This window comes from Maricaulis sp. (genome assembly GCF_048269565.1).
Lineage (GTDB): Bacteria > Pseudomonadota > Alphaproteobacteria > Caulobacterales > Maricaulaceae > Maricaulis.
The window spans coordinates 69,756-80,643 of the sequence record NZ_JBLXIK010000009.1 but is presented as its reverse complement, the minus strand read 5'-3'; the positions used below and the strand labels follow the sequence as shown (position 1 = coordinate 80,643).

14 protein-coding genes are annotated in these 10,888 nt (G+C 61.6%); 8 read left to right on the top strand and 6 right to left on the bottom strand.

Annotated elements, in window-relative coordinates:
* Nucleotides 1-332 precede the first annotated feature (332 nt).
* Entirely contained in the window at nt 333-1,025 is a 693-nt protein-coding gene (locus ACN0YL_RS13800) for a hypothetical protein (RefSeq protein ID WP_417498367.1), read from the top strand.
* Here the strand turns inward: ACN0YL_RS13800 and ACN0YL_RS13795 are convergent.
* Nucleotides 973-1,197, bottom strand: coding sequence for a DUF6471 domain-containing protein (locus ACN0YL_RS13795; RefSeq protein ID WP_417498366.1), 225 nt, complete (start codon nt 1,195-1,197; stop codon nt 973-975). The genes ACN0YL_RS13800 and ACN0YL_RS13795 overlap by 53 nt on opposite strands.
* Before the next feature lie 102 nt (nt 1,198-1,299).
* Here ACN0YL_RS13795 and ACN0YL_RS13790 point away from each other — a divergent pair, with 102 nt between their 5' ends.
* From ACN0YL_RS13790 to ACN0YL_RS13780, 3 genes are all read left to right on the top strand, one after another.
* Complete coding sequence (locus ACN0YL_RS13790) at nt 1,300-2,259, top strand: IS1595 family transposase (RefSeq protein ID WP_417498365.1); 960 nt, start codon at nt 1,300-1,302, stop codon at nt 2,257-2,259.
* 136 nt (nt 2,260-2,395) lie between these two features.
* Entirely contained in the window at nt 2,396-2,701 is a 306-nt protein-coding gene (locus ACN0YL_RS13785; RefSeq protein ID WP_417498364.1) for a type II toxin-antitoxin system HicB family antitoxin, read from the top strand.
* Nucleotides 2,689-2,919 carry a type II toxin-antitoxin system HicA family toxin gene (locus tag ACN0YL_RS13780; protein WP_417498363.1) on the top strand — a complete coding sequence of 77 codons (231 nt, stop codon included), beginning with the start codon at nt 2,689-2,691 and terminating at the stop codon, nt 2,917-2,919. Before ACN0YL_RS13785 ends, ACN0YL_RS13780 begins: the two co-directional genes overlap by 13 nt.
* 45 nt (nt 2,920-2,964) lie before the next feature.
* On the opposite strand, the gene ACN0YL_RS13775 is transcribed toward ACN0YL_RS13780, so the two are convergent.
* Nucleotides 2,965-3,258, bottom strand: a complete 294-nt coding sequence (locus tag ACN0YL_RS13775; protein ID WP_417498362.1) for a hypothetical protein — start codon at nt 3,256-3,258, stop codon at nt 2,965-2,967.
* A gap of 254 nt (nt 3,259-3,512) precedes the next feature.
* Here ACN0YL_RS13775 and ACN0YL_RS13770 point away from each other — a divergent pair, with 254 nt between their 5' ends.
* Nucleotides 3,513-4,664: a helix-turn-helix transcriptional regulator gene (locus ACN0YL_RS13770; RefSeq protein WP_417498361.1), complete on the top strand. Its 1,152-nt coding sequence runs from the start codon at nt 3,513-3,515 to the stop codon at nt 4,662-4,664.
* Between the two features lie 172 nt (nt 4,665-4,836).
* Nucleotides 4,837-5,517 (top strand): DUF4386 domain-containing protein, encoded by a 681-nt coding sequence (locus ACN0YL_RS13765; RefSeq protein WP_417490913.1) that lies wholly within the window; start codon nt 4,837-4,839, stop codon nt 5,515-5,517.
* A gap of 118 nt (nt 5,518-5,635) precedes the next feature.
* Here ACN0YL_RS13765 and ACN0YL_RS13760 read toward each other — a convergent pair whose 3' ends face one another.
* The 3 genes from ACN0YL_RS13760 to ACN0YL_RS13750 all read right to left on the bottom strand — a co-directional run bounded on the left by ACN0YL_RS13760 (nt 5,636) and on the right by ACN0YL_RS13750 (nt 7,128).
* Nucleotides 5,636-6,205, bottom strand: coding sequence for a 5-formyltetrahydrofolate cyclo-ligase (locus ACN0YL_RS13760; RefSeq protein ID WP_417490912.1), 570 nt, complete (start codon nt 6,203-6,205; stop codon nt 5,636-5,638).
* A gap of 194 nt (nt 6,206-6,399) precedes the next feature.
* The gene (gene zapA, locus ACN0YL_RS13755) at nt 6,400-6,828 is read right to left on the bottom strand and encodes a cell division protein ZapA (protein ID WP_417498360.1); all 429 of its coding nucleotides are present in this window, start codon (nt 6,826-6,828) and stop codon (nt 6,400-6,402) included.
* 6 nt (nt 6,829-6,834) lie between these two features.
* On the bottom strand, nt 6,835-7,128 hold the full coding sequence (locus tag ACN0YL_RS13750; RefSeq protein ID WP_417467325.1) for a DUF4164 family protein: 294 nt from the start codon (nt 7,126-7,128) through the stop codon (nt 6,835-6,837).
* A gap of 235 nt (nt 7,129-7,363) precedes the next feature.
* Here ACN0YL_RS13750 and ACN0YL_RS13745 point away from each other — a divergent pair, with 235 nt between their 5' ends.
* Nucleotides 7,364-7,948 carry a hypothetical protein gene (locus tag ACN0YL_RS13745; protein WP_417490910.1) on the top strand — a complete coding sequence of 195 codons (585 nt, stop codon included), beginning with the start codon at nt 7,364-7,366 and terminating at the stop codon, nt 7,946-7,948.
* On the opposite strand, the gene ACN0YL_RS13740 is transcribed toward ACN0YL_RS13745, so the two are convergent.
* Nucleotides 7,945-8,934, bottom strand: a complete 990-nt coding sequence (locus ACN0YL_RS13740; RefSeq protein ID WP_417490909.1) for a glycosyltransferase family 2 protein — start codon at nt 8,932-8,934, stop codon at nt 7,945-7,947. The two genes, ACN0YL_RS13745 and ACN0YL_RS13740, sit on opposite strands and share 4 nt — an antisense overlap.
* A 209-nt stretch (nt 8,935-9,143) precedes the next feature.
* On the opposite strand from ACN0YL_RS13740, the gene ACN0YL_RS13735 reads away from it, so the two are divergent.
* Entirely contained in the window at nt 9,144-10,871 is a 1,728-nt protein-coding gene (locus tag ACN0YL_RS13735) for an SLC13 family permease (protein ID WP_417490908.1), read from the top strand.
* Nucleotides 10,872-10,888: the final 17 nt, after the last annotated feature.

Below are 10,888 nucleotides of genomic sequence, written 5' to 3'. Positions count from 1 at the left end.
CGGGGACCTACCCGCTCATCCAGCTGGATCCATGGGTAGGTCCCGGATCTGCGCCCCGCCTGCGCGGGGCATCCGTCAGGGATGACAAACGTATTGGATTTATTGGCAAAACTTGCAGCCCAGCGTCATCAAAACCAGGCTCCGCGCCTGCCATGTCGAGGTCCCGGCCTTCGCCGGGATGATGTGGGGTAATTGTCAGGCGTGGGGGATAAGTGGGCGCCAGCGAAGACACACCAACACCAAAACATCCGGTCTTATGTATCAAACGCACCAAGGCGGGCGTAGCAAAATGACGACTCCACAGCTTGCGCGCGAAGTGCCAGATTGTCGGGATGATCTGGAACTATTTGACTCAGGCGCTAGCACGGGCACTCAAACCCACCGTTCGGCTTATGGATGTGGCCGGGATTCTTGTTCCGCCAATAGTCGCTGCTTGCTACCGTCTCAGGGGGATGGATATGCCAGCTGATCTAACCTTGGATATGCTTGCGTGGGTCGGCTATGCGTTTGCTGGCTTGCTGATTGTCCGGCTGGTTACGGCGCCATACTTCATATGGAAAGATGACCAGGCAAAGTTGTCAGGCCTTGAAGCCCGATTGTCGGAGCCCGATCAGAAAGTGAGAGAACATCTTGCGGGTGCGCTGGCGGATTCACGGCTGAAATTGGCAGACGGGTTAAGCGAGTTCCACCGCTTCCTTGGAAATTATGAGGCGGAGCCCGATCACAAGGTGCAGGCGATGTCCACGTTCCAGCGTCAGCTGCAGCCGCTGGGACCGCTGCGGGATCGCTTTATGGGTGATGCTGAGTTTGCCAGCATTTGGGACGCGCACTTCAGGTGCGCGTTCGCGTGGTTCTTCCAAATCCCGATCAGAAAGGAGTTCGAGCAACACGGAGATTTTCTCGTTGCTATGCTTCGAAATGACAGTGCTGAAATGGATTCAGCATACCGTGCGCTCGTGGATTGGCTGCTAGCTAATCGAGTCGCACAGCCTGAGACCCAATCGCCTCAAAGCAGGCCAGCATAAAAGCGGCGCTGAATTTTCCACGCGATAGCTTGTTTCTGACGTTCACCTCTTTTTCGCTCACACCGATAGCCTCAAGCTTGGTGACGAGCTGGGCATAGGTCACGCCGTGACGCTTCAATTCGGCCTTTAGGATGTTGGCCGCGCGGGTTTCGAAGTCCGTTTGATCGGGCATTGTATCGCCTTTGTGCAAAAAAGTACTGTACACGATACTTATGCCCTTGCATTAGATACGTCAACGCACTATATACGTTACATAGGTAACGGACGTAGTGACATGGCTCAACATTTTCTCCTCTCGGCGGAAGCCCGCACCCTGTCCCTCAAGGACATCTACAAGGCTGGCGAAGGGGCCGCATACGAAACCTTCCGCGCGATGCGCTGGTCTGAAACCGGCGGCGAGGCTGTTTGCCCGCGCTGCGGCTGTGTCGAGACCTACGACATCAGCACCCGCCGCAAGTTCAAGTGCGCGGCCTGCGGTCATCAGTTTTCGGTTACGTCCGGCACCATCTTCGCCAGCCGCAAAATGGACTTCACCGATCTGCTGGCCGCGATCTGCCTGTTTGTGAATGGCGTCAAAGGTATGAGCGCGCTTCAAATGAGCCGCGATCTGGACGTCCAGTACAAGACGGCTTTCGTGATGATGCACAAGCTGCGCGAAGTTCTGGCCGCTGAAATGCGTGGACTTGAGCTGGCCGGTGAAGTTGAAATCGACGGCTGCTATATCGGTGGCCACATTCGCCCGTCAAACCTGAAAGAAGACCGCGTGGATCGCCGGTTGGCCAAGCACCAGACCGGCACCCGCCGCGTTGTGGTGGCCCTGCGTCAACGTGGAGGCCGCACCCTGCCATTCATCGCCAAGCGCGAAGGTGAAGGCGTCGAGATTGCTTCGCGCATCGTGGCGACCGGCTCAACTATCTTCGCTGACGAAGCCGCACACTGGGATGATCTGGTCCGCGACTTCCCTATGGGCCGCATCAACCATTCCGAGGCGTACAGCCGTCACGGCAAGCACACCAACAACGTCGAGAGCTTCTTCTCTCGCCTGCGCCGCATGATCCGTGGCCAGCACCACAAGGTCAGCCCGCAATACCTGCACCAGTACGCCAGTGAGGCAGCTTGGAAAGAGGACCACCGCAGCGTTGCCAATGGTGCGCAGGCTGGTCGGGTTATCTCGCTGGCGATGGCTTCGCCGGTCAGCCGCCAATGGGCTGGGTATTGGCAGCGGGCGGCGTGACCGTTTTTGTCACCTGCGTCAATTCGGTAACGAGCTTGTTTCTTGATCTGTTAACGAGGGCGCGCCATATTGCTAACAGCACGAGAGTGTGGATAACCGCCAATGTGCTGGGGGACGTCCCTTTGGAGGGGAACCAATGCGTACTTTTCTTTGTGCCGCCCAAGGCCGTCACGGTTCGTGGGAAGCGATGTGCCTTGATTTAGATATTGCTGTGCAGGGTCAAACGCTCGACGAAGTCCGTACAAAGCTTAACGAGGCAATTCACGGATACATCGAATCCGCGATGGCCGAAGACGCACGCGTTCGCGATCAATTGCTCAGGCGTAGAGCCCCGTTGCTCACGCGCCTTTCCGTGGTCCTGCGGATATTCATTTCGAGTCTCTCGAATAACGACGACAATGGTGATTATTTCGAAGCGAACCGCCTTCCGTGTCCCGCCTAAGCTGCACCTTCAAGAGGTTTATCCAAATCCTGTTGGCCCACGGCTTCAAAGAGGTGAGGCACAATGGGACAAGCCATCGGAGGTACCGTGGAGAGGTCGGCGGCGAAATTCGGCTTGTGACGGTCGCCTACCACAATGTGACCGACCACATCCTGCCTGACACGCTCGCGTCAATGATCCGCCAGTCTGGATTGAAAAAGAAGCTCTTTCGGAACTAAGGCAACCGAAGGGCTGGCAAACGTTTGCTAATCGTCCAGCAGCCCTTACCGAAACCGCTTCGTCACGTCCTTCACGCGCGCCGCAACGTCCCTGACACGCTCGTCAGTGGCGTCCCAGTGCATCGTCTCGATCACGGATAGAGCGATAGCCCTGTTGCCCTCTACACCGGCCCGCATAGCGTCACAGACCAACGCCTTGAGCTGACCGCGTGCGAATAGCTGGGTGCGTGGACTATCGCCGCCCATGATCCTTATCGCAGCCTCAATGGCGCGAAGATCGGACTGGGCTGACTTGATGGTGGCGCGCAATTCATCACGCTTTGCGAGTAGAGCTTTCATGCCCGGAATCTAGCCGAGCCGGTCGCTCAATTCATCCTGTCATCTTGGTGCGTTTGCTACATAAGACCGAAAACATCACCTTCCCCCGAAGGCGCGCAGCGAATTCCGGGATATGATAGATACCTGATTTGCGGAGACAGGTGCCTGACACCAATTGTTTGACACCATCTGCTTCCGGCATGGTGAAGGCGACGCGCGAAGCCAGCAATAATCGGTGATTGCCCCGCGCCGCAATTCATTGGACAAGGAAGGGGATGTCCGACACGTTTTTGACAATCGCATACGCCGTCGCAGCCGGATCAATCGGCTTTGCGCTCGCCCTGGCCCTGACCAGACCAGGTCAGCGTAGTGACCATGTCCTTTTCTTTTGCGTGCTCCTGATCGCGCTTCTCGCGCATGTTCTCGGGCAGCTGCTCATCATTTCGGACGTCTATCGTCTCGCACCGCACCTTGTGGGCGTTGATCTCTCGATCAAGATGGCATTGGGCCCGGCTGTCTTTTTCTATACGCGCGCCCTGATCTCACCGGAGAAGCCAGGGTTTGGCGGCCTCGACTGGGCGTCGCTTCTCGGCCCCGCGCTCGTGATTCTCGTAAGCCTTCCATTCGCGGGCTTGAGCGCCGAAGAGAAACTCGCCCTGGTGGACCCGGCGACCCGGAACCCCGTTCATTTCAGAATCGCGCTGTTCACATGCACCGCGTCGCTTTTCCTTTTTCTCGCCTTTACCGCCTTTTACCTCATCGCCGCCCTGAGGCTGCAAATGCGACACCGGCAGCGGATGATGGAACAGTTCGCGAATATCGAGCGCCAGTCCCTGGATTGGTTACGCGCCATTCTCTTCGTATTCGCCGGCGCCTGGGTGTTCTTCGCCGTCAAGCAAGCGCTCTGGCTATCGGGCGTATCGATCCCGGCCTTCAACATTGCCCTGGCCTTCACCGAATCCCTGGCGATAGCAGCCTTTGCCTATCTCGGTTTGCACCAGCCGGAGTTGAATTTTGAAAAGGCCTCCAAAGCCGGCTCACAGACCCGGCATCCTATCCTCACGGTTGAGCGCATACGCCGAACCGCGGCCAAGCTGACAGGTGCCCTGAACACGAACAAGCTCTATGCCGACAATGACCTGTCACTTCGCAGGCTCTCCGACATCACCGGCGTTACCAAGAACCACATCTCCGAAACGCTATCCCAGCATCTGGGCGTGAATTTCTTTGACTTTGTGAACAGCCATCGTGCCGCCGAGGCCAAACGGCTGCTGACCGAGACCGACCTGAACGTTCTCGAGATCGGCCTGGAGGTCGGGTTCAACTCCCGGTCCACCTTCAACGCGGCGTTCAAGAAACATGTCGGCTCTCCTCCAAGCACCTATCGCGAAGATGCAGGTAACGCCCGGACGCACGACGCGGCATAATCTGACAAAATGATCCCAACGACGTCCGAATAGCCCCATTCGGACGACAGACAGCCTGACCTCCCTCAGTTTCGATCCGCCGGCATTCGACACCGGCCCGGATCATTGCTTGATAGAAGGAGGCGCTCACGCCATGTCTGCAATACACCACACTGAAGCAACCGTTCGCCGCATGGCTCGGCTGGCCGGGTTTTCATATCTCGCCTACACCTTGGCGGGGCTGTACATCACCTTCGGGCCAATTCCATCGCTCGGTGCGCTTTCGGAGCAAGGTGCCGCGTCGCCGGCGCTCGAATTCATGTTCCGTACGGGGTTTCTGGCCGAGGCCGTGCTCTACACCTTTGTCTGCGTCTCGGCTGCCGCGATGTATGTCGTCCTGAAGTCGGTCAGCCAGGGTGGCGCGCTCATTGCCGCCTTCTGCCGGCTGATCGAAGGTGCGATGGGCGCAACATTCATCATCTTCAAATATGCCGCTTTTGCAGCGGTCGTGAACCCGGATCTGACTCCGGGCCTGTCGGGCGAGGCGCGCGTCTCGCTCGTGGCGTTCCTGCGCGACATCTACGGATCGGCGCTCTACATCCTGCTTGTTCCGATGGCCGTGGGCGGGGTGATCTTTTTCAGCCTGTTCTTCCGGTCGCGCCTTATTCCCCGCTGGCTGTCTGCCTGGGGCATTGTGACCTACTCGGTGATCGGAACCCTGGCGGCGTCAATCATATTATACCCGTCCCTGGCAGAGCAGGTCATGCTGTTTTTCGTGCCAGGCGCCTTGTTCGAATGGGTCGCCGCGTTTTGGCTGTTGTTTGCGGGCATCAACACGAAAGCACGCGTCGGGGAGCCATCAACTGCCGACTAGAGCGTCGCTGTCCGGGGTGCTGTCACAAATGGTGGCAGCACCCCTTGAGGCAATTGGAGGCAATCGGGACAGACACGATTATCGGGTTCGCGAACACCAGCTCATCGTGTCTGTCCCGTCATCCCGTCCAGAAAAGCCGCTCCCCGGTCACCACCCCGTCCAGCGGCTGATCGAACTCATCCACCGGCACCGCCGCCACGATCTGCGCCTCATGGGCCAGCCCGATCGCCAGCGGCGCGCCGGTGGCGCGCAGCCCAGCCAGCGTGCGGTCATAGTAGCCCTTGCCGAAGCCGAGGCGGTTGCCGTCGGGATCGACCGCCAGCAGAGGCACCAGCAGGACATCCGGGACAAGTTCCGGGGCGCTCTCCTGCGGCTCCATCAGGCCAAAGGCCCGGCGCTGCAGCGGATCGCCGGCGCGCCATTCGCGGAATATCAGGGCTTGGCCGGGGCCAATCACCACCGGCAGGGCAAGACAGGCGCCCCGCGCCTCCAGCGCCGCCATCAGCGGGCGCGGGTCGATCTCGCCGGGCAGCGGCCAATAGCCCGAAACCACCGAGCCGAGCGCCAGACGCTCAAACGAAAAATGCGCTGCCAGGCGCTCACCGGCATCGGGATCGCTCTCATGGGCGGCCTGGCGCGCTGCAAGGGCGCGCCGCCGCAACTCATCCTTGAGCGCTTGCAAATTCATGTGGCGGCTCCACCTGCGCCGGCAAGACATGTAAATCCCCACTGACCCGACGGTGCAGGTGGGCGCCGCATACAGAGGACCAGGGTCCCTAGCAGAGGCAGCTCCCTCGTGGTGATGTACGGTCCGTGGAATTTATGTCCCATCGCACGCTGCAGACACCGCCGCCCCCTATGTGAGGCCTAACGGGCTGCGGCTCAAGGGCGGGCATCTGCGAATTTGATCTTCGGCTCAGTGACCGGGCTGGCGTCCGCGTCGAGATCGGGTTCGGGAAAGTCGAGGCTGGCGGCGAGCTGTTCCAGGCGCTGGGCCGCCTTGAGCAGGTGTTCCGCGAGGTGCTGGCGCTCCTCGCCATATTCGCTGTCGGAACCCTGGGCCTGCGAGCGCAGTGCATCCAGCTCGGCCTCGAGCGTCTCGATGCGGCGCTCGGCATCCTTGAGCTCGTCGACCACGATCAGCGAGGCCATCACCGCCAGGCGCAGATCACCGATCTGTCCGACCTGGCCGGCCATGATGGAGACCTTGCCGTCGAGATAGCCGGCGAGCTCGCGCAGATAGGCTTCCTGCCCCTCCTCGCAGCCAATCGAATAAACCCGACCATTGAGTGTGACCGCTACCTTGGACATGCCGATCTAGCCCCCCTCATCCATATACAGACGCAATTCGCCAATCGCCCGGTCGAGCGCGTCCGATGTCTCCTGCGCAACCTGTTGCAGGGCCTGTTCCCGGGCCCGCGCCGTATCGAGCGCATCGGCGAGCCGTGCCCGGTCATCATCGGCATCACGGGCCCCGATCGCCGCCGACTCGGCGCGTTCAACACGGCCGCGCAGTTTCTTGGTCTGCCCCTCAATGCGCGCCAACGCCCCGTTCAACCGGGTTACGGCCGCCAGAAGGGGATCGTCAGCGGAATTGGGTCGTTCCGTCATCGTCCTAAAATCCGCTGCGTCGCGTCAAAGTTCAAGTACTGTCTCAAGATTGCCGCCCCGCGCCTTGACTCCCGTGGTCAATACCGGGTTTTCTCGCACCGGATCGGGGCAAAAGCGAGGCCGATATCCGCAACAATTCATGGCGTGCGGACCGCGATGCCGCCGTTGACCCGGCCGGACATCCGCGCCAAACACTTTCTTCGTCATCCATCGCTTGTCCAGGTCGAAAACTCAGATGTACAGCCTGCCCGACTGGGCCTTTTACCCGATCGCAGCCCTCGTCACCGCCGGAATGGTCGGCGGCGCCCTGAGCCATGGTGACAATACCGTGCGCTCACGCGAGGAAATCCTCTCCGAGGGCATCGTTTACGAGGGCGACGGCCTCAACGCCCTGACGACCGGCAACGGTCTGACAGCGCGGTTCCTCACCGAAGGCGACGAGAACTTCGCCCGCATCGACGCGGTGCGTGGCCCGTTCGACGGCATCCAGTCAGCCGGCGCCTTTTTCGCGCTGTCGCCGACCGAGATTGACGCGATCCAGGGCCGGCGCGTCCGGGTCAGCTTCACCCTGCGCCGCGCGCCCGAACACGGCGCCGACAACGTGCGTCTCAATTTCTTTGTCCCCGGCATCGGTCAGAATTCCGGCGAGCATGTCGAGCCCGACGACGGATTCGAGTCCTTCACCATCGAAGTGGCAGCCCCGGTCTGCAGCTGGGACCATGCCTATATCGGCCTGTGGCCGGCCTGGGATTTCGAGCGCAACACCGTCGATCTCCAACGCGTCGAGCTGACGCCGCTGGACCAGCTGCCCGACTGCTAGTCCCGGGCCAGCGGGCGAACGTCCGGCGCCCGGGTGAGCAGGCGCAATGGATTCCAGCTCATCGCCTGCGCCATCTGCCAGGTCGTGGCGACGCGGTTCGCCTGAATCTCCCGCCGCGACTGCATCATCTCGCCGCGCCGGCCCAGCGCATCGCGCAGGGCCCGCCCGAATACGGTGAACTGACCAAAGCGCGCCGCCGACAGCCACAGAAGGGCGGTGATGGCGGCATGCACCGGCAAGAGCAGCCAGAACAGCCAGCCGGGCGTATTCTTGAGAAACACCCACAGCCGGTTGCGCACGCCATAATAGGTGGCGAATTCCGATCGCCGTCCCGACGAGGCATAGCCCAGATGATCAACCGCTGCGTCGCGCAGCTGCATCGCCCTGTGCCCGGCCAGCCGGGCGCGATAGGCGAGGTCGACATCCTCATTATAACAAAAGAAGCGCTCGTCGAACCCGCCCAGGGCCGCGAACAGCGACCGGCGGACAAAGGTTGCAGCACCGCAGACCGCGAACACCTCGCCATCGGGCGGCAGCAGGTCGACGGAGCGCCCATAGCCGGCCCGGTAGGCCAGCCCGGTCGCATGATAGACATCGCCGACGCCGTCGAGTTGTCCGGAATAGCCGGCCGCGTATTGCGTCGATCCGAACAGGTCAATCTGCGGGTAGCGCGCCGCGCCCTCGAGCAATTGTTCCAGCCAGTCCGACCGGGGAAAGGCGTCGGGATTGAGCAGGGCGAGCCATTCGCTATCCGCCAGATCCGCCAGCCGGTTATTGCCGCCGGCAAAACCGAGGTTTTCATCGCTCTCGATGAATTCGATCCAGTCGGGCAGCGTCGCAGCATCGATCCGCTCGCCCTCGGGCGAGCCATTCTCCAGCACCAGGACCCGGCGCGGCCGCACGGTCTGCGCCGCCAGCGTCTCGAGACACTGGCCCAGCGTGTCGCGGCTGCGATAAGCCACGATCAGGACGGCGATATCCGCCATGGGCCCTTGCCGGGATGTATTGTCGACGGTCATTGAGGGGTCCGCGCCGTGGATTGAAGCCAATCTGCCGCACCGTTACCACCCTTGCGGCTTCCCGCCCAGCTTCACAGCGGAAACCGGGCCTGTAAATGCAGGCAGGGATTTGGATTGTGCTCGCGATACGCTACCACTTGCTCACCCGCAAGGGCAGGCAAATTCCGGGGGGAAGATTGAGCGCGACGATCATCGATATTGTGCTGATTACACTGCTGGCCGCGGCCCTCCTGTCGGGCCGGGTCGGGACAACGCGCGCCTTTGCCGGCTTCATCATCGGCGTCATCATCACTGGACAGATCGGATTTTCCGACGCCGTCACCGCCATCACATCTCCGGCGATCATCGCCGTCACCAGCCTGGTGATTGTCGCGGCCGCCCTGACCAAGATCCCGGGGATCGGACAGGCATTGTTCGGGCGCGCCCGGCTGGGCATGCGCGCCAGCCTGTTCCGCTTTCTCGGCCTGACCGGTCTGGTCTCCGCCTTCACGCCCAATACTGCTGTCGTCGGCGCCTTCATGGGTCCGGCCGCACGGCACCCCAATATCCCGCCGCACGCCCTGTTGCTGCCGCTGTCCTACATGGCGCTGGCCGGAGGCATGCTGACGCCGTTCGGGACCAGCGCCAGCCTGATGGTGGTCGGCGAGGCGGCGCGCGGCGGGCTGCAACTCACCGTGCTCGACTTTGCCCTGCCCGGTGCGATGGCGGCGCTGGCCGTGTTCGGCGCGCTTGTGCTGGTGGCCCCGATCATCCTGCGGCGGCCGGCAGGCTCGGGCGATGCCGACACGGCCGTCTACTATGTCGAGGCCCGGGTGCAGCCCGGCTCGAAACTGATCGGCCGCAATATCGGCGAAAACCAGTTGCGGCATTTGCAAAGCTTTTTCCTCGCCGAAATCGTGCGCCAGGAACGCATCATCTCCCCGGTCAATCCCAGCCATGCGATCGAGGAAGGCGACCGGCTGATCTTCGTCGGTGACTTCATCCATGTTGACGAATTGCACGCCATCAATGGTATCTCGATTGACGGCCCCTCGCAGCCGGAGCGCCTCGGCACGCTGTTTCATGCCGTGATCGCCAACAATTCCGTCCTCGACGGCCGCACCCTGAAGGAGGCCGATTTCCGCGCCCGCTTCGATGCCTCGGTGGTCGCGGTGCGCCGCGGTGATGAAAGCCTGTCGGGCAAGCTGGGCGAGATCCGGCTCAAGACCGGCGATATCCTGATCCTCGCCGCAGGGCCCGACTTCCGCTCGCGCAGGAATCTGCGCACCAATCTGCACATTCTCGATGTCGAGGAGCCTGGCCAGGTCCCGCTCAGCCGCGGCAACACGCTGTTGCTCGGGGCCAGCTTTGTGCTTTTCCTGATCGTCGCGGTGTTCCAGCTTCTGCCCTTTGCACTGGCGGCCTTCCTGATGGCGGCGGCCTGCGTCCTCAGCGGCTGGATCACGCCGCGCGAGACCAAGCGGATATTCCCCTTCGAGCTGGTGATCATCCTGTGGGGCGCGGTGCTGCTGAGCCAGCTGATCCAGCAATCGGGTGCCTCCGATGTGCTGGCCGATTTCATTGCCCACCAGGTCAATGGCCTGCCCGACTGGGCGGCGCTGGCGGCGATATTTCTGCTCGCCTGGTGCATGACCGAGCTGTTCTCGAACGCCAGCGCGGCGCTGATCACCCTGCCCGTCGCCCTGGGCACCGCGGTCCAGCTCGCCCTGCCCGCCGACGCGTTCGTGCTCGCGACCGCCTTCGGTGCCAGCGCCAGTTTTCTCCTGCCCTTCGGCTATCAGACCCACCTGATGGTGCTGACGCCGGGGCAATATCGCCTGTCCCACTTCCTGCGCCTGGGAAGTGTGGTGCTCATCGCCTACGCCATTGCCGCCATTGCCACACTGGCAATCCTGCATTTCTGACCCCGTCTGGAGTTCCC

Coding starts and splice junctions, on each gene's coding strand:
- ACN0YL_RS13800 (WP_417498367.1), top strand. CDS start 333: ATGATCTGGAACTATTTGACTCAGGCGCTAGCACGGGCACTCAAACCC.
- ACN0YL_RS13795 (WP_417498366.1), bottom strand. CDS start 1,197: ATGCCCGATCAAACGGACTTCGAAACCCGCGCGGCCAACATCCTAAAG.
- ACN0YL_RS13790 (WP_417498365.1), top strand. CDS start 1,300: ATGGCTCAACATTTTCTCCTCTCGGCGGAAGCCCGCACCCTGTCCCTC.
- ACN0YL_RS13785 (WP_417498364.1), top strand. CDS start 2,396: ATGCGTACTTTTCTTTGTGCCGCCCAAGGCCGTCACGGTTCGTGGGAA.
- ACN0YL_RS13775 (WP_417498362.1), bottom strand. CDS start 3,258: ATGAAAGCTCTACTCGCAAAGCGTGATGAATTGCGCGCCACCATCAAG.
- ACN0YL_RS13770 (WP_417498361.1), top strand. CDS start 3,513: ATGTCCGACACGTTTTTGACAATCGCATACGCCGTCGCAGCCGGATCA.
- ACN0YL_RS13765 (WP_417490913.1), top strand. CDS start 4,837: ATGGCTCGGCTGGCCGGGTTTTCATATCTCGCCTACACCTTGGCGGGG.
- ACN0YL_RS13760 (WP_417490912.1), bottom strand. CDS start 6,205: ATGAATTTGCAAGCGCTCAAGGATGAGTTGCGGCGGCGCGCCCTTGCA.
- zapA (WP_417498360.1), bottom strand. CDS start 6,828: ATGTCCAAGGTAGCGGTCACACTCAATGGTCGGGTTTATTCGATTGGC.
- ACN0YL_RS13750 (WP_417467325.1), bottom strand. CDS start 7,128: ATGACGGAACGACCCAATTCCGCTGACGATCCCCTTCTGGCGGCCGTA.
- ACN0YL_RS13745 (WP_417490910.1), top strand. CDS start 7,364: ATGTACAGCCTGCCCGACTGGGCCTTTTACCCGATCGCAGCCCTCGTC.
- ACN0YL_RS13740 (WP_417490909.1), bottom strand. CDS start 8,934: ATGGCGGATATCGCCGTCCTGATCGTGGCTTATCGCAGCCGCGACACG.